20 protein-coding genes are annotated in these 20668 nt (G+C 66.4%); 13 read left to right on the top strand and 7 right to left on the bottom strand.

Annotated features, from left to right (window positions below):
• Window positions 1-11: 11 nt before the first annotated feature.
• Genes ctaD through FG99_RS12485 form a run of 3 tightly spaced genes read left to right on the top strand, consistent with a single transcriptional unit; the run spans window position 12 to window position 3122 of the window.
• Window positions 12-1607, top strand: coding sequence for a cytochrome c oxidase subunit I (gene ctaD / locus FG99_RS12495; RefSeq protein ID WP_043269960.1), 1596 nt, complete (start codon window positions 12-14; stop codon window positions 1605-1607).
• Window positions 1608-1657: 50 nt separating this feature from the next.
• Window positions 1658-2215: a cytochrome c oxidase assembly protein gene (locus FG99_RS12490; protein WP_043269958.1), complete on the top strand. Its 558-nt coding sequence runs from the start codon at window positions 1658-1660 to the stop codon at window positions 2213-2215.
• Window positions 2216-2234: 19 nt separating this feature from the next.
• Window positions 2235-3122, top strand: coding sequence for a cytochrome c oxidase subunit 3 (locus FG99_RS12485; RefSeq protein WP_043269956.1), 888 nt, complete (start codon window positions 2235-2237; stop codon window positions 3120-3122).
• Window positions 3123-3147: 25 nt separating this feature from the next.
• On the opposite strand, the gene FG99_RS12480 is transcribed toward FG99_RS12485, so the two are convergent.
• Window positions 3148-3351 (bottom strand): twin transmembrane helix small protein, encoded by a 204-nt coding sequence (locus FG99_RS12480; protein WP_009614697.1) that lies wholly within the window; start codon window positions 3349-3351, stop codon window positions 3148-3150.
• A 29-nt stretch (window positions 3352-3380) separates the two neighbouring features.
• Here FG99_RS12480 and FG99_RS12475 point away from each other — a divergent pair, with 29 nt between their 5' ends.
• The 10 genes from FG99_RS12475 (at window position 3381) to FG99_RS12430 (ending at window position 13466) form a co-directional block, all read left to right on the top strand.
• Window positions 3381-4157, top strand: coding sequence for an SURF1 family protein (locus FG99_RS12475; RefSeq protein ID WP_043269955.1), 777 nt, complete (start codon window positions 3381-3383; stop codon window positions 4155-4157).
• Window positions 4135-4701, top strand: coding sequence for a hypothetical protein (locus FG99_RS12470; protein WP_009614702.1), 567 nt, complete (start codon window positions 4135-4137; stop codon window positions 4699-4701). The genes FG99_RS12475 and FG99_RS12470 overlap by 23 nt, the downstream gene beginning before the upstream one ends.
• A 37-nt stretch (window positions 4702-4738) precedes the next feature.
• Window positions 4739-5812 carry a COX15/CtaA family protein gene (locus FG99_RS12465; RefSeq protein WP_043269953.1) on the top strand — a complete coding sequence of 358 codons (1074 nt, stop codon included), beginning with the start codon at window positions 4739-4741 and terminating at the stop codon, window positions 5810-5812.
• Window positions 5813-5840: 28 nt separating this feature from the next.
• Window positions 5841-6746: a heme o synthase gene (gene cyoE, locus FG99_RS12460; protein WP_043269951.1), complete on the top strand. Its 906-nt coding sequence runs from the start codon at window positions 5841-5843 to the stop codon at window positions 6744-6746.
• 239 nt (window positions 6747-6985) lie between these two features.
• Window positions 6986-7621, top strand: a complete 636-nt coding sequence (locus FG99_RS12455; RefSeq protein ID WP_043269949.1) for an SCO family protein — start codon at window positions 6986-6988, stop codon at window positions 7619-7621.
• A 637-nt stretch (window positions 7622-8258) separates the two neighbouring features.
• Window positions 8259-9377 carry a Re/Si-specific NAD(P)(+) transhydrogenase subunit alpha gene (locus tag FG99_RS12450; RefSeq protein ID WP_043269947.1) on the top strand — a complete coding sequence of 373 codons (1119 nt, stop codon included), beginning with the start codon at window positions 8259-8261 and terminating at the stop codon, window positions 9375-9377.
• A 62-nt stretch (window positions 9378-9439) separates the two neighbouring features.
• On the top strand, window positions 9440-9760 hold the full coding sequence (locus tag FG99_RS12445) for an NAD(P) transhydrogenase subunit alpha part 2 (RefSeq protein WP_009614711.1): 321 nt from the start codon (window positions 9440-9442) through the stop codon (window positions 9758-9760).
• A gap of 2 nt (window positions 9761-9762) precedes the next feature.
• Window positions 9763-11214, top strand: coding sequence for an NAD(P)(+) transhydrogenase (Re/Si-specific) subunit beta (locus FG99_RS12440; RefSeq protein WP_043269945.1), 1452 nt, complete (start codon window positions 9763-9765; stop codon window positions 11212-11214).
• Window positions 11215-11404: 190 nt separating this feature from the next.
• Window positions 11405-12901, top strand: a complete 1497-nt coding sequence (locus FG99_RS12435; protein ID WP_043269943.1) for an acetyl-CoA hydrolase/transferase family protein — start codon at window positions 11405-11407, stop codon at window positions 12899-12901.
• A gap of 358 nt (window positions 12902-13259) precedes the next feature.
• Window positions 13260-13466: a DUF1127 domain-containing protein gene (locus tag FG99_RS12430; RefSeq protein ID WP_009614715.1), complete on the top strand. Its 207-nt coding sequence runs from the start codon at window positions 13260-13262 to the stop codon at window positions 13464-13466.
• Between the two features lie 62 nt (window positions 13467-13528).
• Here FG99_RS12430 and FG99_RS12425 read toward each other — a convergent pair whose 3' ends face one another.
• Genes FG99_RS12425 through FG99_RS12400 form a run of 6 tightly spaced genes read right to left on the bottom strand, consistent with a single transcriptional unit; the run spans window position 13529 to window position 20666 of the window.
• Window positions 13529-14680, bottom strand: coding sequence for a glycosyltransferase family 4 protein (locus tag FG99_RS12425; protein ID WP_043269941.1), 1152 nt, complete (start codon window positions 14678-14680; stop codon window positions 13529-13531).
• On the bottom strand, window positions 14681-15814 hold the full coding sequence (locus FG99_RS12420) for a glycosyltransferase family 4 protein (RefSeq protein WP_043269939.1): 1134 nt from the start codon (window positions 15812-15814) through the stop codon (window positions 14681-14683).
• Window positions 15798-17183 carry a glycosyltransferase family 4 protein gene (locus FG99_RS12415; protein ID WP_043269937.1) on the bottom strand — a complete coding sequence of 462 codons (1386 nt, stop codon included), beginning with the start codon at window positions 17181-17183 and terminating at the stop codon, window positions 15798-15800. The genes FG99_RS12420 and FG99_RS12415 overlap by 17 nt, the downstream gene beginning before the upstream one ends.
• Window positions 17180-18433 carry an ABC transporter ATP-binding protein gene (locus FG99_RS12410; RefSeq protein ID WP_043269935.1) on the bottom strand — a complete coding sequence of 418 codons (1254 nt, stop codon included), beginning with the start codon at window positions 18431-18433 and terminating at the stop codon, window positions 17180-17182. Before FG99_RS12410 ends, FG99_RS12415 begins: the two co-directional genes overlap by 4 nt.
• Complete coding sequence (locus FG99_RS12405; protein ID WP_043269933.1) at window positions 18433-19230, bottom strand: ABC transporter permease; 798 nt, start codon at window positions 19228-19230, stop codon at window positions 18433-18435. Before FG99_RS12405 ends, FG99_RS12410 begins: the two co-directional genes overlap by 1 nt.
• Complete coding sequence (locus FG99_RS12400) at window positions 19230-20666, bottom strand: mannose-1-phosphate guanylyltransferase/mannose-6-phosphate isomerase (protein WP_043269932.1); 1437 nt, start codon at window positions 20664-20666, stop codon at window positions 19230-19232. Before FG99_RS12400 ends, FG99_RS12405 begins: the two co-directional genes overlap by 1 nt.
• Between the last annotated feature and the right edge of the window lie 2 nt (window positions 20667-20668).

The following is a 20668-nucleotide window of genomic DNA, read 5'->3' as shown; positions in this document are numbered from 1 at the left end:
AGGAGCCTGCGATGAGCGCTGTGATCGACCATCCCGAGCATTCGCACGCCGGCGAGCACCACCACGGCCCGGCCAAGGGCCTGATGCGCTGGGTCCTGACCACCAACCACAAGGACATCGGCACCCTGTACCTGTGGTTCAGCTTCTGCGCCTTCCTCCTCGGCGGCTCCTTCGCCATGGTGATCCGCGCCGAGCTGTTCCAGCCGGGGCTGCAGATCGTCGAGCCGGCCTTCTTCAACCAGATGACCACCATGCACGGCCTGGTGATGGTGTTCGGCGCGGTGATGCCGGCCTTCGTCGGCCTGGCCAACTGGATGGTGCCGCTGATGATAGGCGCGCCGGACATGGCCCTGCCGCGCATGAACAACTTCAGCTTCTGGCTGCTGCCGGCGGCCTTTGGCCTGCTGGTCAGCACCCTGTTCATGCCCGGCGGCGGCCCCAACTTCGGCTGGACCTTCTACGCCCCGCTGTCCACCACCTTCGCCCCGCACAGCGTGACCTTCTTCATCTTCGCCCTGCACATGATGGGGATGAGCTCGATCATGGGCGCGATCAACGTGATCGCCACCATCCTCAACCTGCGCGCCCCGGGCATGACGCTGATGAAGATGCCGCTGTTCGTCTGGACCTGGCTGATCACCGCCTTCCTGCTGATCGCGGTGATGCCGGTGCTGGCCGGCTGCGTGACCATGATGCTGATGGACATCCACTTCGGCACCAGCTTCTTCAGCGCGGCCGGCGGTGGCGACCCGGTGCTGTTCCAGCACGTGTTCTGGTTCTTCGGCCACCCCGAGGTGTACATCATGATCCTGCCGGCCTTCGGCGCGGTCAGCGCGATCATCCCGGCCTTCAGCCGCAAGCCGCTGTTCGGCTACACCTCGATGGTCTACGCCACCGCCTCGATCGCCTTCCTCTCGTTCGTCGTCTGGGCGCACCACATGTTCGTGGTCGGCATCCCGCTGGTGGGCGAACTGTTCTTCATGTACGCCACCATGCTGATCGCCGTGCCCACCGGGGTGAAGGTGTTCAACTGGGCCTCGACCATGTGGCAGGGCTCGCTGACCTTCGAGGCGCCGATGCTGTTCGCCGTGGCCTTCGTCATCCTCTTCACCATCGGCGGCTTCTCCGGGCTGATGCTGGCCATCGCCCCGGCGGACTTCCAGTACCAGGACACCTACTTCGTGGTGGCGCACTTCCATTACGTGCTGGTGCCCGGGGCGATCTTCGGCATCTTCGCCTCGGTGTACTACTGGATACCCAAGTGGACCGGGCACATGTACGACGAGACCCTGGCCAAGCTGCACTTCTGGCTGAGCTTCATCGGCATGAACATGGCCTTCTTCCCCATGCACTTCCTGGGGCTGGCCGGCATGCCGCGGCGGATTCCGGACTACAACCTGCAGTTCGCCAACTTCAACATGGTCTCGTCCATCGGCGCCTTCCTGTTCGGCACCACCCAGCTGCTGTTCCTGTTCATCGTCATCAAGACCATCCGCGGCGGCAAGCCGGCCCCGGCCAAGCCCTGGGACGGCGCCGAAGGCCTGGAGTGGACGGTGCCCTCGCCGGCGCCCTACCACACCTTCAGCACCCCGCCGGAAGTGAAATGAACCGGCATCCGCGGGAACGGCCCTGGCCGTTCCCGCAGGAGGGATAGAACATGAGCGACGGCAATATCGAGACGCGCAAGCTGGTCACCCGCCTGCTGGTGGTGGTGGTGGCCATGTTCGCCTTCGGCTTCGCCCTGGTGCCGATCTACAACGTCATGTGCAAGGCCCTGGGCATCAACGGCAAGACTTCAGGCAGCGCCTACCAGGGCGGCCTCCAGCAGGTGGACATGGCGCGCCAGGTGAAGGTGGACTTCGTGGCGAACAACAACATCGACATGGTCTGGGAATTCCGCCCCGAGAGCGAAATGATCGTGGTGCATCCCGGGGCGGTGAACCAGATGCTGTTCGTCGCGCAGAACCCCACCGACAAGCCGATGACCGCCCAGGCCATCCCCAGCATCGCGCCCTCCACGGCCGCGCGCTACTTCCACAAGACCGAATGCTTCTGCTTCACCCAGCAGGTCCTGCAGCCCGGCGAGCGCATCGAGATGCCGGTGCGCTTCATCGTCGACCGCGACCTGCCGGCGGACGTCCACCGCATCACCCTCGCCTACACGCTGTTCGACATCACCGCACGCAAGCCACCGGTGGCCAGCAACGACCGCTGACCGGCCCAGGAGAACAAGAATGGCAACCCACGATCCCTACTACGTTCCCGCCCAGAGCAAATGGCCGATCATCGCCACCATCGGCCTGCTCACCACGCTGTTCGGCGTCGGCACCTGGATGAACGACTACAGCGCCGGCAAGGAGGCCTCCCACGGGCCCTGGATCCTCTTCGCCGGCGGGCTGATCGTCGCCTACATGCTGTTCGGCTGGTTCGGCAACGTGATCAAGGAGAGCCGCTCCGGGCTCTACAGCCCGCAGATGGACCGCTCGTTCCGCTGGGGCATGAGCTGGTTCATCTTCTCCGAGGTGATGTTCTTCGCCGCCTTCTTCGGCGCGCTCTTCTACATCCGCCACTTCGCCGGGCCCTGGCTGGGCGGCGAGGGCCACAAGGGCATCGCCCACATGCTCTGGCCGCAGTTCCAGTACACCTGGCCGCTGCTGAGCAACCCGGACAACAAGCTGTTCCCGCCGCCCAAGGAAGTCATCGAGCCGTGGAAGCTGCCGCTGATCAACACCATCCTGCTGGTCACCTCCAGCTTCACCGTGACCTTCGCCCACCACGCGCTGAAGAAGAACCACCGCGGCCCGCTGAAGCTGTGGCTGGCGATCACCGTGGCGCTGGGCGTGGCCTTCCTGTTCCTGCAGGCCCACGAGTACCACGAGGCCTATAGCGAACTGGGCCTGACCCTCGGCTCGGGCATCTACGGCACCACCTTCTTCATGCTCACCGGCTTCCACGGCGCCCACGTGACCATAGGCGCGCTGATGCTGAGCATCATGCTGATCCGCATCCTGCGCGGGCACTTCGACGCCGAGCACCACTTCGGCTTCGAGGCGGCCAGCTGGTACTGGCACTTCGTCGACGTGGTGTGGATCGGGCTGTTCATCTTCGTGTACGTGCTTTGAGGAGGCACGCCCTGTAGGAGCGAGCTCAGAAAGTAGCGGAAGTGACCAACTGCCCGGAGTAGAAGCCCCAGGCGACCAGGGCGAGGGTGAGGGCGGCGAGGATGACCCGCACGGTAAGGGCGTTGACCACACGGGAACCGTGGCCCTCGTCCTTGACCAGGAAGAACAACCCGCTGAACAGGCTGGCCACGGTGGCCAGCAGCAGAACGACGATCGCGGCCTTGAGCATGACCTGGCTCCGATTGCTGAGGGGGTAACTTGCAGTATAGCCAGCACGCCATCGACTCCCGCCCGCGCCACGGCGTGGCGGCGGTCTTCCGGCCGGGCCTGGCGCCGACCCTGGTGGTCCTGGCGCTGCTCCCGCTGCTGGTCGCCCTGGGCTGCTGGCAGCTTTCCCGCGCCGCCGAGAAACGCGTGCTGCTGGCCGCCGCCGAAGCGCGCCGCGAAGCCGCGCCCATCCCCGCCGCGCAGCTCGAACGCCTGGCCAACCCCGCCTACGTGCGGGTGCGCTTGCAGGGCCGCCTGGACGCCGAACATACCCTGCTGCTGGACAACCGCACCCGCGACGGCGCCGCCGGCGTCGAGGTGCTGCAGCCCTTCCACGACAAGGCCAGCGGCCTCTGGCTGCTGGTCAACCGCGGCTGGTTGCCCTGGCCCAACCGCAGCGTGCCGCCGGCCTTCGACACGCCCGCCGGCGACCTGCTGCTCGACGCCTGGGCCTACGTCCCGCCGCCCGGCGGCCTGCAGCTGGCCGATGTGCGGCAGCAGGCCTGGCCGCAACTGATCACCCGCGTCGACCCGGACGCCACCTGGCAGGCCCTGGACCGCAACGGCCTGGCCCTGGAGCTGCGCCTGGAACCGGGCGACGCCGCCTTCGAGACCAACTGGCCGGTGGTCGCCATGGCCCCCGAACGCCACACCGGCTACGCCGTGCAGTGGTTCGCCATGGCCACCGCCCTGTTCGCCCTCTACCTCTATCTCGGCATCCGCCGCGCACGGGAGAAGCCCGCCCATGACCAGCCTGACCCTCGATGAAACCCAGCTGCGCCGCCGCAACCGCGGGCGCCTGCAACTGCTGCTGATCCTCGCCGTGGTATTCGGCCCGATGCTGCTGGCCACCGGCATGTACAAGTTCCGCTTCTGGGTGCCGGAAAGCCGCAGCTACCACGGCGAGCTGATCGCCAACGGCAGCACGCCCGCCGACCTGGGCGTGCAGGCCGACGCCGCGAGCGACCGCTGGCAACTGCTGGTCACCGCCCCCGCCGCCTGCGCCGCCGACTGCCAGCAACTGGTGTACCTGGCGCGGCAGATCAACATCGGCCTGAACCGCGACGCCAACCGCGCCGAGCATGCCCTGGCCGCCGCCCAGGCGCTGCCGGCGGACTTCCAGGCGCAGCTGGACAAGGACTACCCGCGCCTGAAGCGCTACGCCCTGCAACCGGCCGCCGGCGAGCAGGCGCCGCAGCTGTGGATCGTCGATCCCCACGGCAACCTGGTGCTGCGCTATGCCGCCGGCGCCAACGGCAAGCAGATCCTCGGCGACCTGCAACTGCTGCTGAAGCTCTCCCACATCGGCTGAGCGCAGGCCACGACAACGACAAGAACGGGGGCTGTGCATGACGAACACACCGCGTAAACCCGGCTTCTACGTCGCCGCCTTCGCCACCGCCCTGGCGCTGGTGGTGGTGCTGCTCGGCGCCTACACCCGGCTCACCCACGCCGGCCTGGGCTGCCCGGACTGGCCCGGCTGCTACGGCTTCATCCACGTGCCCAGCAGCGAGGCGCAGCTGGCCCACGCCGAGCAGCACTTCCCCGAGGCCCCGGTGGAAGCGCAGAAGGGCTGGAACGAGATGATCCACCGCTACTTCGCCGGCACCCTGGGCCTGCTCATCGCTGGCCTTGCGGTACACGCCCTGCTGCGCCGCGGCCGCGACGGCCAGCCGCTGCGCCTGCCGTTGCTGTTGCTGGGCGTGGTGATCGCCCAGGCCGCCTTCGGCATGTGGACGGTGACCCTCAAGCTGTGGCCGCAGGTGGTCACCGCGCACCTGCTCGGCGGCTTCACCACCCTGTCGCTGCTGTTCCTCCTCGCCCTGCGCCTGTCCGGCGCCGTGCAACCGCTGCAACGCGCCGGCGCGCCACGCCGCCTGGCAGCCTTCGCCCTGGCCCTGGTGGTGCTGCAGATCGCCCTGGGCGGCTGGGTGAGCAGCAACTACGCGGCGGTGGCCTGCATCGACCTGCCCATGTGCCACGGCCAGTGGTGGCCGCAGATGGACTTCGCCAACGGCTTCCACCTGACCCAGCACATCGGCCCCAACTACCTGGGCGGGCAGCTCGACAGCGACGCCCGCACGGCCATCCACATGACCCACCGCATGGGCGCCTTCTGCGTGGTGGCGGTGCTGCTGGTGCTGGCCTGGCGCATGCAGCGCGTCGGCCTGATCTACCCCACCGCGCTGATGCTGCTGGCGCTGTCGCTGCAGGTCGGCCTGGGCATCAGCAACGTGCTGCTGCACCTGCCGCTGCCGGTGGCGGTGGCGCACAACGGCGGCGGCGCCTGCCTGCTGCTGGGCCTGGTGCTGGTCAACTACCGCCTGCGCGCGCCGGTCAGCGTCGCCAAGGTCGCTGCGGCCGGCAGAGCGCGCGCACTGCCGGCGCTGGAACGGCCGGTGGCCTATCCCTCGCAAGGCTGAACCCCCTTCAACGAAAGGAGAGTCGAACATGGCCAGCGTACTGAGCGGCACCCGCAGCCAACCCGGCTGGCGCGATTACCTGGAGCTGACCAAACCCAAGGTGGTCCTGCTAATGCTGATCACCTCGCTGATCGGCATGCTGCTGGCCACCCGCAGCGGCGTGCCCTGGACGGTGCTGCTGTTCGGCAACCTGGGCATCGGCCTGTGCGCCGGCGCGGCGGCGGCGGTGAACCACGTGGTGGACCGGCGCATCGACTCGATCATGGCGCGCACCCACCGCCGCCCGCTGGTGGAAGGGCGGCTCTCGCCCAGCGTGGCCCTGGGCTTCGCCCTGCTCCTGGCGCTGGCCGGGATGAGCCTGCTGCTGACCTTCACCAACGCCCTCACCGCCTGGCTGACGCTGGCCTCGCTGCTGGGCTACGCGGCGCTCTACACGGGCTTCCTCAAGCGCGCCACGCCGCAGAACATCGTGATCGGCGGCCTGGCCGGCGCGGCCCCGCCGATGCTCGGCTGGGTGGCGGTGACCGGACACCTGTCGGCCGAGCCGCTGCTGCTGGTGCTGATCATCTTCGCCTGGACGCCGCCGCACTTCTGGGCCCTGTGCCTGCACCGCAAGGACGAGTACGCCAAGGCCGAGATCCCGATGCTGCCGGTGACCCACGGCGAGCGCTACACCAAGCTGCACATCCTGCTCTACAGCCTGGTGCTGTTCGCCGTGAGCCTGATGCCCTTCGCCATCCACATGAGCGGCCTGGTCTACCTGCTCGCCGCGCTGGCCCTGGGCGCTCGCTTCCTCGACTGGGCCTGGGCGCTGTACCGTGACAGCAGGCCCCATGCGGCCATCGGCACCTTCAAGTACTCTATCGCCTACCTGTTCCTGCTGTTCATCGCGCTGCTGGTGGACCATTACCTGCCCATCCACATGGCGCTGTAACAACCGGGTTCGCGAGCATTTCCGGGAAGCACGGCTTTTCGTAGGATGGCGTTGAGCGAAGCGATACCCATCAGCACGACCGCATGGGTATCGCAAGCTCAACCCATCCTACGAAGAGCACCTCGGCGCATGACAGTTGCTCCTACGAAAAGCCCCCGCAGGACCGACCTGCAGGAGCGAGGGGGCGCCTAGCCCTTGCTCGCGAACGCCCCTCGACCTCTCCCGACCACGAGAACCCCATGTCCCGAGTCAACAAGACCGTCCTTATCCTGGTAGCCATAGTCGCCGTCATCCTCGGCCTCACCGTGCAGAAGGTGCTCACCGAGAAACACCGCCTCGACCCCGCCGCGCTGCTCGACGCCGGCATCGTGCTGCTGCCGCAGAGCCGCGAAGTGCCGGCGCTGACCTTCCAGGACCAGGACGGCAAGCCGTTCGACACCGCCAGCCTCAAGGGTCGCTGGCACCTGCTGTTCTTCGGCTACACCTTCTGCCCGGACGTCTGCCCCACCACCCTGGCGCAACTGCGCGAGCTGCAGGGCAAGCTGGCCCCCGAGTCGCGCGAGAAGCTGCAGGTGGTGTTCGTCAGCGTCGACCCGCACCGCGACACCCCGGCGCGCCTGAAGGAATACCTGGGCTTCTTCAACGCCGGCTTCCAGGGCCTGGTGGGCAGCGACGAGGCCATCCAGAAGCTGGCCAACGCCATGAGCATCCCCTACATCCCGGCCGACACCAGCAAGCCCAACTACACCGTCGACCACAGCGGCAACCTGGTCATCATCGGCCCGGACGGCACCCAGCACGGCTTCATCCGCGCGCCGCTGAACAACGCCAAGCTCGCCGAACAGCTGCCCAAGGTGCTCGCCGACCAGGGCTGAGCCATTCGCCGGCGCGCAGCCGGCCCATTCACCGCGCTGCTTTGTCGCAGCCAGGCAACGGCCACCCTCGGGTGGCCGTTCTTTTTTTTCATCACCCGCCTGCACAGCCTTGGACTAGTCTGTTTTTCAAGGTCTGCCCCGACGCCCGCCCGAAAGCCAGGAAACATGCGCCGTGAGGCTGTCGCCGGGGATTTCCTGACTCTGTAGTCAATGTAAAAAATCTGCTACGGAATTCCAGGCATCAGTGATCACTCATATTTCGGATTAAAAACATTAATTAACACCTATAGATACGCCTGAGGCAGGATTGACGGGCCTCTCACCGGGTTGCCGGGGGTTCTGATGAGCAAACATTCACACCAGGGATAGCGTTTTCCCCGGGTCACAATAGGCAATTAGGCTAAAAGCCAGGGCGCACGCGCCCCTTGCCGGAACGGGGGAACTACGGGTCCCAACGTGACTTGTAGTCCTTTTTCAGTACTACTTCAGAACTTCTTGCCGACCCAGTGGCTCGATTGCACAATGCCGACGCCCAGCGGGTTCTGGACCCGCCCTTATCGCGGCATGCGTTGCCAGCTCGACAACCCGGCCGCCTTCCGGCGCCGGACTACTCAAGGATCACGCAGGAGATTTGTGAGTGCAGATCGGTGTCCCTCTCGAGACCCATGCCGGTGAAACACGGGTCGCCGCCACCGCTGAAACCATCAAGAAACTGGTTGGCCAAGGCCACCAGGTGATCGTTCAGAGTGGCGCCGGTATCAATGCCTGTCAGCCGGACAGCGCCTACGAGGCCGCCGGGGCGAAGATCGGCTCCGCCGCCGACGCCCTGGGCGCCGAACTGGTGCTCAAGGTGGTCGCCCCCAGCGCCGAGGAACTGGCGCAGATGAAGTCGGGCGCCGTGCTGATCGGCATGCTCAACCCCTTCGACAGCGACAACATCGCGCGCATGGCCGAACGCGGCATCACCGCCTTCGCCCTGGAAGCGGCGCCGCGCACCTCGCGGGCGCAGAGCCTCGACGTGCTGTCGTCCCAGGCCAACATCGCCGGCTACAAGGCGGTGATGCTCGCCGCCAACCACTACCCGCGCTTCATGCCCATGCTGATGACCGCCGCCGGCACCGTGAAGGCCGCCCGCGTGCTGATCCTCGGCGCCGGCGTCGCCGGCCTGCAGGCCATCGCCACGGCCAAGCGCCTGGGCGCGGTGATCGAGGCCTCGGACGTGCGCCCGGCGGTGAAGGAGCAGATCGAATCCCTCGGCGCCAAGTTCGTCGACGTGCCCTACGAGACCGACGAGGAGCGCGAGTGCGCCGAAGGCGTCGGCGGCTACGCCCGGCCGATGCCGGCCTCGTGGATGGAGCGCCAGGCCAAGGCGGTGCACGAGCGCGCCAAGCAGGCCGACATCGTCATCACCACCGCGCTGATCCCGGGCCGCAAGGCGCCGACGCTGCTGCACGAAGCCACCGTGCAGGAGATGAAACCGGGCTCGGTGGTCATCGACCTGGCCGCGGCCCAAGGCGGCAACTGCCCGCTGACCGAAGCCGGGCAGGTGGTGGTCAAGCACGGCGTGACCCTGGTCGGCCACACCAACCTGGCCGCCATGGTCCCGGCGGACGCCTCGGCCCTGTATGCGCGCAACCTGCTCGACTTCCTCAAGCTGACCCTCTGCGCCGAAGGCTTCAAGGTCAACCTGGAAGACGACATCGTCGCCGCCTGCCTGATGTGCCGCGACGGCCAGGCCGTGCGCAAGAACGGCTGAGCCCTCCTTAATAAAGAAGAACCCGCCGGGCTCCTGCCCGGCCTAGAGACCGGTGAAAGACGATGGAAGAAATGCTGATCTCCCACGGGATCTACAACCTGATCATCTTCGTGCTGGCCGTGTACGTCGGCTACCACGTGGTATGGAACGTCACCCCCGCGCTGCACACCCCGCTGATGGCGGTGACCAACGCCATCTCGGCGATCGTCATCGTCGGCGCCATGCTGGCCGCCGCCCTGACCGTCACCCCGCTGGGCAAGATCATGGGCACCTTGGCCGTGGCCCTGGCCGCGGTCAACGTGTTCGGTGGCTTCCTGGTCACCCGCCGCATGCTGGAAATGTTCAAGAAGAAAGCGCCGAAAGCGCCGGCGGAGAAGCACTGACCATGAGCATGAACCTCGTCACTCTCCTTTACCTGATCGCCTCGGTCTGCTTCATCCAGGCCCTGAAGGGCCTGTCGCACCCGACCAGCTCGCGGCGCGGCAACCTGTTCGGCATGGTCGGCATGGCCATCGCCGTGCTCACCACCGTGGGCCTGGTGTTCAAGCTCGGCGCGCAACTGGCCGAGGGCGGCAACGCCGCCGCCGGCATCGGCTACATCCTGGTCGGCCTGCTGATCGGCGGCAGCGCCGGTTCGATCATGGCCAAGCGCGTCGAAATGACCAAGATGCCCGAGCTGGTCGCCTTCATGCACAGCATGATCGGCCTGGCCGCGGTGTTCATCGCCATCGCCGCCGTGGTCGAGCCGCAGTCGCTGGGCATCGTCCAGCACCTGGGCGACACCATCCCCACCGGCAACCGCCTGGAGCTGTTCCTCGGCGCGGCCATCGGCGCCATCACCTTCTCCGGTTCGGTGATCGCCTTCGGCAAGCTGTCGGGCAAGTACAAGTTCCGCCTGTTCCAGGGCGCACCGGTACAGTTCGCCGGCCAGCACCTGCTCAACCTGGTGCTGGGCCTGGCCACCCTGGGCCTGGGTCTGGTGTTCATGTTCACCGGCAACCTCGCCGCCTTCGCCCTGATGCTGGCCCTGGCCTTCGTCCTCGGCGTGCTGATCATCATCCCCATCGGCGGCGCCGACATGCCGGTGGTGGTGTCGATGCTCAACTCCTACTCCGGCTGGGCCGCGGCGGGCATCGGCTTCTCGCTGAACAACTCGATGCTGATCATCGCCGGCTCGCTGGTGGGCTCCTCGGGCGCCATCCTCTCGTACATCATGTGCAAGGCGATGAACCGCTCGTTCTTCAACGTCATCCTCGGTGGCTTCGGCGCCAGCGCCGACGACGCCGGCCCGGCTGGCGCCAAGGAAGCGCGCCCGGTGAAGTCCGGCTCGGCCGACGACGCCTCCTTCCTGCTGACCAACGCCGACAGCGTGATCATCGTCCCCGGCTACGGCCTGGCGGTGGCCCGCGCCCAGCACGCGCTGATGGAACTGGCGGAGAAGCTGACCCACCGCGGCGTCACCGTGAAGTTCGCCATCCACCCGGTCGCCGGGCGTATGCCGGGCCACATGAACGTCCTGCTGGCCGAGGCCGAGGTGCCCTACGAGCAGGTGTTCGAGATGGAAGACATCAACTCCGAGTTCGGCCAGACCGACGTGGTGCTGGTGCTGGGCGCCAACGACGTGGTCAACCCGGCGGCGAAGAACGATCCGAAGTCGCCGATCGCCGGCATGCCGATCCTCGAGGCCTACAAGGCCAAGACCGTGATCGTCAACAAGCGCTCGATGGCCAGCGGCTACGCCGGCCTGGACAACGAACTGTTCTACCTGGACAAGACCATGATGGTCTTCGGCGACGCCAAGAAAGTCATCGAAGACATGGTCAAGGCCGTCGAATAACGACAGCCGTCGATCCACAAGACACCGGCCGCGCGCCGGTGTCTTGCTTTGCCGCAAAGGAAAACCCTCTGGACTTTGGTAGTAAGGAAGGCGGTGGCGGGGCAGTTTTTCGACCTTGGTATAAGGGCGAAAAATCGCCGAATCCCTAGACTGGCCGCCTTGCACTCCCTATAAAGCCTGAGGTTTTTCCATGTACCGTGATCGCGTGCGCCTGCCTTCCCTGCTCGAGAAGGTGATGACTGCTGACCAGGCCGCAGCCCTGATCCAGGACGGCATGACCGTCGGCATGAGCGGCTTCACCCGCGCCGGCGAAGCCAAGGCCGTGCCGGAGGCCCTGGCCCAGCGCGCCAAGCAGCAGCCGCTGAAGATCAGCCTGATGACCGGCGCGAGCCTAGGCAACGACCTCGACAAGCACCTCACCGAGGCCGGCGTGCTGGCCCGGCGCATGCCCTTCCAGGTCGACAGCACCCTGCGCAAGGCGATCAACGATGGCTCGGTGATGTTCATCGACCAGCACCTGTCGGAAACCGTCGAACAACTGCGCAACCACCAGCTCAAGCTGCCGGACATCGCGGTGATCGAAGCCGTGGCCATCACCGAGCAGGGCCACATCGTGCCGACCACCTCCGTGGGCAACTCGGCCAGCTTCGCGATCTTCGCCAAGCAGGTGATCGTCGAGATCAACCTGGCGCACAACACCAACCTGGAAGGCCTGCACGACATCTACATCCCGACCTACCGGCCGACCCGCACGCCCATCCCGCTGACCAAGGTCGACGATCGCATCGGCAGCACCGCCATTCCGATCCCGCCGGAGAAGATCGTCGCCATCGTCATCAACAACCAGCCCGACTCGCCCTCCACCGTGCTGCCGCCGGACAGCGAGACCCAGGCCATCGCCAACCACCTGATCGACTTCTTCAAGCGCGAAGTGGACGCCGGCCGCCTGGCGAAGAACCTCGCGCCGCTGCAGGCGGGCATCGGCAGCATCGCCAACGCGGTGATGTGCGGCCTGATGGAATCGCCCTTCGAAGACCTGACCATGTACTCCGAAGTGCTGCAGGACTCCACCTTCGACCTGATGGACTCGGGCAAGCTGCGCTTCGCCTCGGGCAGCTCCATCACCCTGTCGAGCCGCCGCAACGCCGACGTCTTCGGCAACCTGGAGCGCTACAAGGACAAGCTGGTGCTGCGCCCGCAGGAAATCTCCAACCACCCCGAGGTGGTGCGGCGCCTGGGCATCATCGGCATCAACACGGCGCTGGAGTTCGACATCTACGGCAACGTCAACTCCACTCACGTCGGCGGCACGAAGATGATGAACGGCATCGGCGGCTCGGGCGACTTCGCCCGCAACGCCCACCTGGCCATCTTCGTCACCAAGTCCATCGCCAAGGGCGGCAACATCTCCAGCGTGGTGCCCATGGTCAGCCACGTCGACCACACCGAGCACGACGTGGACATCCTCGTCACCGAACAGGGCCTGGCCGACCTGCGTGGCCTGGCGCCGCGCGAGCGCGCCCGGGTGGTCATCGAGAACTGCGTGCACCCGTCCTACCGCGATGCCCTGGCCGGCTACTTCGAGGCCGCCTGCCAGCGCGGCGGGCACACCCCGCACATCCTGCGCGAAGCCATGAACTGGCACATCAACCTGGAAGAACGCGGCCACATGCTCGCCGCCAGCTGATCCGGCATCCCTGGCGGGCCATTCCACAAAGAATGGCCCGCCAGGCTGGACAGTCGGAAAAAAACCACGTAAAAACACTTCCGAACAGTTTTTTATCCCACAGCGACTGTTCCACTTCTCCTACTGCCACCCCCGGCAGGCCTGCTGAAAATCCTCAATCCCCCGCCACCTGTGCACCACAATGGAGCGCAGCGGTACAGTTCGCCCCAAAATCGCCATTACAGTTCGCTGAAACAATTCGCTGACGCTATTTAATTCAAGGCAACTGTACCTATCGCGGCTGACCAAAAAGTCAGAAGATACTCCTCAACAACTTCCGCAACCCCACTGCCCGCCAAAAGCGGGAAGGACGAAAATCATGGAACGTACCCTCGGTTCCGCCACTGTCAGCAACATCCGTTCTTCCTCCACCGCCCACCGCAGCCTGGTCGGCACCGTCCGCCTGTGGCAGCGCCGCATCGAGAGCCGCCGCCAGCTGGCCCGCCTCGACTCGCGCCTGCTGGCCGACGCCGGCATCAGCGAAGCCCAGCGCTACGCCGAGCTGAACAAGCCGTTCTGGAAGTAAGCGGAAGCGCTGAACTGTCAGGCGATAGATAGACAGTTCGAAACTGTACTGGTGAAAGGCCGCTAGATTGAGCGGCCTTTCTGCTTTTCCAGGCCCGGATCGGCGAACAGCAGTTCCCGATACAGACCGGCCCAGCGCCGTCCCATGGTCTCGGCGGTGAACAGTTCCTCGTAGCGCGCCTCGGCCTTCCTGCCCATCTCGGCTGCGCTCTCCGGGTGCTCCCATATCCAGCGCATCGCCTCGCGGAACGCCTTCGGCTCGCTGGGCGGCACCACCAGCCCCGTCACCCCCTGGATATTGATGTAGCTGGTGCCCGTCCCGATCTCGCTGGAAATCATCGGCTTGCCGTACATCGCGCCTTCCAGCAGGGAGATACCGAACGCCTCCGAACGCAGGTGCGAAGGAAACACGATGGCGCGGCTCAGTTGCAGCAGCGCCACCTTGTCCACCTCGCTGACCCGCCCCAGGAAGCGTACGTGGCCTTCCACTCCCAAGGCAGCGGCCTGCGCCTTCAGCTCGGCCTCCAGCGGCCCGGCGCCGACCACCACCAGCGGGTAGCCGGTCCCCTGGATCGCTTCCAGCAGGATGTGCAGGCCCTTGTAGTAGCGCATTACCCCGACGAACAGGAAGAAACCCTCTCCCACCCGCTGGCGCCAGCCGTCCAGGCAGTTCGCATCGGGCTGTGGATAACCCGTCTTGTCCAGACCGTAGGGAATCACTTCGGTCTTGCCCGGGAAGCGCCGCAACACCTCGCTGGTGGCCAGGTAGTTGGGCGAGGCCGCCACTATGCGGTCGGCGCAGCCGAGGAAGCCGTTCATCAGCGGCTGGTACAGTTTGAGCAGGTGGCGCTGGCGGACGATGTCCGAGTGGTAGGTCACCACCATCGGCTTGCGCACCCCGGACAGGAAATGCACCAGGTCCATGAACGGCCAGGGGAAGTGGAAATTGATGATGTCGGCCTCGGCGGCCAGGGCGCGAAAGCGCGGCAACACGCTGTAGGAGAAGCCCGTCGAGGCCAACTGCAGGTCCAGGCGCGCACGGTGCACCCGGTGTCCATCGACCTCCAGCAGCGCCGGCTCGGGATTGGCGCTCAAGGTGAGCACCTCGTTCTCAATGCCGTGAGCCTCGCCGCTGCGGCAGAGCTGGTTGATCACCTGTTCGATCCCGCCCACGGAGTCGGGCAGGTAGGTCTTGAAGAAATGTAGAACGCGCATTCAGCCTCCCATGGCCTGGCGATAGGCCTCGACGGTGGCGCGGGCGCACGCCTGCCAGCTGAAAGCCCCGGCGCGGCCCAGCCCCAGGCGCCGCAGACGTGCCCATTCGTTCCCGTCCTCCAGCAGCCGCTGGATGGCATCGGCCATGCCCTGCTCATCCTGTGGCTCGACGAAACAGCCGGCCTCGCCGGCCACTTCCGGTAGTGACGAGGTGCGTGCCAGCACCGTAGGCACGCCGCTGGCCATGGCTTCCAGCACCGGCAGCCCGAAGCCCTCGTAGAGCGACGGGAACAACAGCAGGCGCGCGCCGGCGAGCACGCACGCCAGGGTGTCGTCGTCCAGGTAGCCGAGCAGGCGCACCTGGCCGCCGGCCAGCGCCACGGCCAGTTCCGCGTCCAGCTGTTCCTGGCGCCAGCCGGCCATGCCGGCGATCAGCAGGGGATAGCGCTCGCGCAGCGCCGGCGGCAACAGGGCATGGGCGCGCAGGGCCTGCTGCAGGTTCTTGCGCGGCTCCAGCGTGCCTACGCAGATCAGGTAGCCCCTGGCTTCCAGAGCCAGTGGCGCCAGTACAGTTCGCAACTGTTCCGCCGTGCGCGGCCGGAAGCGCGGCGCACACCCCAGGGGCGCGACCATCACCCGCTCCGCCGGCAGGCCGAAATACGCACGCAGCTCCTCGCCGACGAAGTGCGAATCCACCAGGATGCGCCCGGCCCGGGCCACGCCTTCTCCGACACGCCGCTCGATCTCCGCCAGGCGGTCACGCGGCTGGGTCTGGGGATAACGCACGTGGGTCAGGTCATGCACCGTCATGACCATGGGGCCCTCGAACGCCAGCGGCCACAGGCTCGGTTCGTGATACAGCTGCACATCCCGCTCGCGCAGGCCCCGGTCGAAGCGCTGCTGCTCCAGCCAGCGGCGGATCCGATAGGCGCCCGGCACCCGCCTGGCCGCGGCACTCCAGCGCGAATAGCCCGGCAACGCCGCCCGCGGCAGCGCCTGCGACCAGCCCCAGCCATGGAAATAGTCCAGATCCACGCCGGGCTGCTCGCCCAGGGCCTGCGCCAGCGCCGCCACGTATTGGCCGATGCCGGTGCGCGGGGCCTGGAGGATGCGGGTGTTAAGCGCAATTCGCATCGACTCGTCCAGACTGGGTGACGGGCAGCGGCGCAACATCCCGCATCGTGCGTTCGAGCAACTGCAGGCTGGCCTCGCGCCAGCCGATCCAGCGCCATTGCGCCAGCGAGCCCGCCGCCGGGAAGCGCCCGCTGGCCTCGTAAGCCTCCACCAGCCGGGCCAGGCTCGCCGGGTCGTCCAGGTCGAAGTAGGCCATGAAGTCCTGGCCGATCTCGCGGAACACGGGGATATCGCTGGCCATCACCGGCAAGCCACGCTGCATGGCCTCCACCAGCGGCAGGCCGAAGCCCTCGGCGTGGGAGGGAAACACCAGCGCGCGCGCCTTGGCGTAGGCGTATTCCAGGCCCGTATCGTCGAGCCGGTTGAACATGAACAACTGGCGATTCAGGCGCGGATGACGGTGGATGGCGCCAATGAGGTCCTCGCTCTTCCAGCCGATCTTGCCGATGATGCACAGGCGCGCCTGCGAGCCCGCGGCCCAGAGCTGCTCGAAGGCCCTGAGCAGGTAGGCGTGATTCTTTCGCGGCTCGATGGTGCTGACCATGAGATAGACCGGCGCACCGGACTCGAACACCTTCACCAGCGCCGGATCGGGCTTCTGCTCCTTCTCCACCTGGTCCAGCTCGGAACCCAGGTAGAAATGGTCGAACAGGCGCTTCTGCGCCTCTTCCGCCCCCAGGCGGCGGACTACCTCGGCCCGGACCTCGTCGCGGATGGTTTCGGAGATGGCGATGAAACCATCGGCGGTGCGCACGACCCAGTCGAACCAGCGGTCGAACACCCGGGTCAGCCCGGCATCGCAGAACTGCGAGTGGGTCAGCGGGATCAGGTCGTAGATGACGGACACGATGCGGATTCCCTGTGCCTTCATGCTTTCGGCCAGCGCGTAGAAGTCCACGTGCCAGGACGAGTCGAGCATCAGGAACACGTCGCCCGGGCGGATTTCCAGCGGCACCGAGCGCTGCCGGACCATACCCAGGCGGCGCTCGAGCCACAGCAGCGTGCGCAGCGGCAGCGTCATGCTCAGGCTGCCCAGCTTCCAGCCCCAGAACAGCGCGCGCCTGGGCGTACCATCGGCAGCCAGGCCCAGCTTGCCCACCAACCAGGAGTGCAAGCCCCAGAAGCGCAGCCTGGCGTGGTCGAAGCCGTGGATCAGGCGGCGCATCAGGTTCGGCTTGCCGGATACCCTGGGCGGGATCAGCTCCAGGACCTGCTTGAGCTGCCCGTCCTGCATGATTACCGGAATGCATTCGACGTCGCCCTGGCGCCCCTCGAGGTGCTGGACGACGCTGCGCACGACGCGCTGGATGCCGGAGTTCAGGTCCGGGTGCTCGTAGACGTAGGTACATTCGATCAACAAGCGTTTCACGACAGGCTCCGGTCCGGAATGGGGGCTGCGGCTCGTTCGACCTCCAGCTGGGCGCCGAGCCAGGAATAGCCGATGAAGTTCTCCCGGGTGCTGTTGACCACGTGGAAGATCATGGCGCAGTCGGTCCACTCGTAATTGCCGTCCAGGTGGGAGTCCAGGCGCGAGATGCTCAGCGACACCGAGTAGTTGCCGGTGCCCAGGCGCACGGGGAAGGCGTAGCGGTAGACCACTCGCTCGCCTGCCTTGAGATGCTCCTGCGCCTGTTCCAGGCGATGGGAGTTGATGCCGTACATGGCTTGGCCGAGACGGTCCTTGAGCATGAAGCCGAGGACCAGGCGGTCGATGTCGGCCTCGACCCGCACCGTCACCTCCAGCACCACTTCCTGGCCGACCTCGACCACCTCGATGGACCGACCCTGGGCGTCGAGCAGGCGCACCGACTCCATCACCGCCTCGCCGCTGCCGGAGATGGTGCGCGCCTTGCCGTGGGCCAGCATCTCCTGGCGAACCATCTGGTTGAGGCCGTTGCCCATGCGGGCGTGGTAGTAGTCCATGACCATTTCCGGGTCGCCCTGCTTGGCCACCCGGCCGAACTCCAGCAGCACCGCGCGATCGCAGATCGACTGGATGGCGAAACGGTCGTGGGAGACGATCAGCAGCGTGGTGCCGTCGCGGCGGAAGCTGCGGATGCGCTCGAAGCTCTTGTGCTGGAAGTAGGCATCGCCCACCGACAGCGCCTCGTCGACGATCAGCACGTCGGGCCTGCGCGCGGTGGCGACGCTGAACGCCAGGCGCATCTGCATGCCGCTGGAGTAGGTGCGCACCGGCTGGTCGATGGCTTCACCGATCTCGGCGAAAGCCTCTATCGACGGCATCAGCGCCTCGATTTCCTCACGCTGCAGACCCAATAGCTGCGAGGCCATGTAGACGTTCTGGCGACCGGTGAACTCGGGGTGGAAACCCATTCCCAACTCAAGCAGCGCCGAGACCAGCCCGCCGACCTCGCAGTGCCCGGTGGTGGGCGCGGTGGTGCCGGTGATGATCTTCAACAGCGTGCTTTTGCCCGCGCCGTTGGAGCCGACGATGCCTACGGCCTCGCCCGGCTGGATCTCCAGGTCGATGTCCTGCAGCACCCAGCGCTGCTGGTGCCGCGGCTGGCCGCCAATGCTCAGCCATTCGCGCAGGCGCGCCCAGCGCGAGGGGTATTGCCGGTAGGCCTTGCCCAGGTGATGTATGCGGATCTGTCCCATCAGAGTTCGTCCACCATTTCGCCCGAGCGTCGGCGGAAAAGCGCCAGCGCCAGGCCGCACAACAGGATGCCGGCGACGGCCAGCGGGAGCAGCTGCGCCCAGTCGGGCCAGCGGCCGTAGAGGAACAGATTCTGGTAGGACTGGATCAGCGCCGTCATGGGGTTGAGCTGGATCGCATGACGGATCGGCTCCGGCAGGATGGCCAGCGGGTAGACGATGGGGGTGAACCAGAACCAGAACTGCACGACTATCCCGAACATCTGCCCGACGTCGCGGAAGAACACGTTGAGCAGGCCCAGCAACATGCCCAGCCCCACCGCGAACATCAGCTGCAACAGCAGCAGCAGCGGGAAAGCCAGCAGGGCGACGCCCGGCAGGCGCCCGGTGATCAGCAGGAAGCCGCAGAACAGGCCGAAGATGATCGAGAAGTTGAGCAGCGAGTTGAGCAGGCTCACCAGCGGCAGGCAGATGCGCGGGAAGCTGAGCTTCTTCAGCAGGTTGGAATTGTCCAGGAACATGGTGAGGCTGCGCGACACCACCTCGGAGAACAGGCCCCAGGTCAGCAGGCCGGAACACAGGAAGACGCTGTAGGCCAGCCTGTCGTCCTCCCCGGGCAGGCGCGTGCGCATCACCTCGGAAAAGATCACCGTGTAGACCAGGATCATCGCCAGCGGGTTGAGCACGGTCCAGGCCACCCCCAGCAACGAACCCCGATAACGCGTTTCGAACTCGCGCCTGACGCTGCCGAGGATGAATCCCCGGTAGTGCCAGGCGCCTTTCAACATGCTCAGCGACATCAGACGACCCTGCCGTAGACATCCTCGAAACGGACGATATCGTCCTCGCCCAGGTATTCCCCGCTCTGCACCTCGATCATCACCAGGTCGATGACACCGGGGTTTTCCAGCCGATGCTTGTGGCCGGCGGGGATGTAGGTGGACTCGTTGCTATTGACCAGCCGGACCGACTCGCCGTTGGTCACCTTGGCCATGCCCTGCACCACGACCCAGTGTTCGCTGCGGTGGTGGTGCATCTGCAGCGACAACGAGGCATTGGGCTTGACCACGATACGCTTGATCTTGAAGCGCGACCCTTCCTCCAGGACCGTGTAGGTGCCCCAGGGGCGGTTCACGGTGCGGTGCAGCCGGTAGGCCTGGTTTTCGCTGTCCTTGAGCTGCTTGACCACCTTGCGCACGTCCTGGGCGCGGTCGGAGCGGGCGACCAGGATGGCGTCCGCGGTCTCGACGATGACCAGCCCCTCCACCCCCACGGTGGCGATCAGGCGCCCCTCGCTCTGCACGAAGTTGTCGCGGCTGTCGACGAAGATGGCGCTGCCGGCGGCGCGGTTGTTCTGCGCATCCGGCTCCACCAGCGCGCTCAGCGCGCCCCAGGAGCCGATGTCGCTCCAGTCGAAGGTCGCCGGTACCACCGCCACCCGCTCCGAGCGCTCCATCAGCGCGTAGTCGATGGATATGTCCTCCAGCACGCCGAAATGTTCCGCGGGAAGCTCCTGCTGCAGGAAGCTGCCCACCTCGTCGGGTTGGCTGGCCATCTGACACTCGATTGCCTTGGCCAACAGCTCCGGCGCGTGTCGTTCCAGTTCGCCGAGGCAGGTGCCGACGGTGAAGCAGAACATCCCCGAGTTCCATAGGAAGCCGCCAGTGCTGACGAAGCCCTGGGCTGTAGCCAGGTCCGGCTTCTCGACGAAGCGCCTGACCCGGCTGCCGCCCCGTTCATCGATGGCGTCGCCCATCTCGATGTAGCCGAAGCCGGTTTCCGGCGTCGTGGGCACTACGCCGAAGGTCACCAGGAATCCCTCTTGCGCCAGGGCACTGGCGTGTTCTACGGCGCGGGCGAACGCCTCGGTATCGCGGATCAGATGGTCGGCCGGCATCACCAGCATGGTCGCCTGGTCGCCGTGCCGGGCACGCAGGGCGAGCGCCGCCACGGCGATCGCCGGCGCCGTGTTGCGGCCCATGGGTTCGAGGATGAAATGTCCACGCTGGTCGAGCTTGGCGGCCTGGAAATGGTCCTTGCTGTGGAAGAAGTAGTCCCGGTTGGTCACCGTCACGATGTCGCCGTCGGCGGCGAGCACCCCGGCCGCCCGCCGGTAGGTCTTCTGCAGCAGCGACTGGCCATCGGGCATCGCCATGAAGGGCTTGGGCGCGCCTTCGCGGGAGACCGGCCACAGGCGCGTGCCCGCGCCGCCGGAAAGAATCACGGGAATCAGCATGA

Origin of the sequence: Pseudomonas sp. AAC (genome assembly GCF_000725445.1) — a bacterium.
Lineage (GTDB): Bacteria > Pseudomonadota > Gammaproteobacteria > Pseudomonadales > Pseudomonadaceae > Pseudomonas > Pseudomonas citronellolis.
This window is presented reverse-complemented; position numbering and strand designations above follow the sequence as displayed.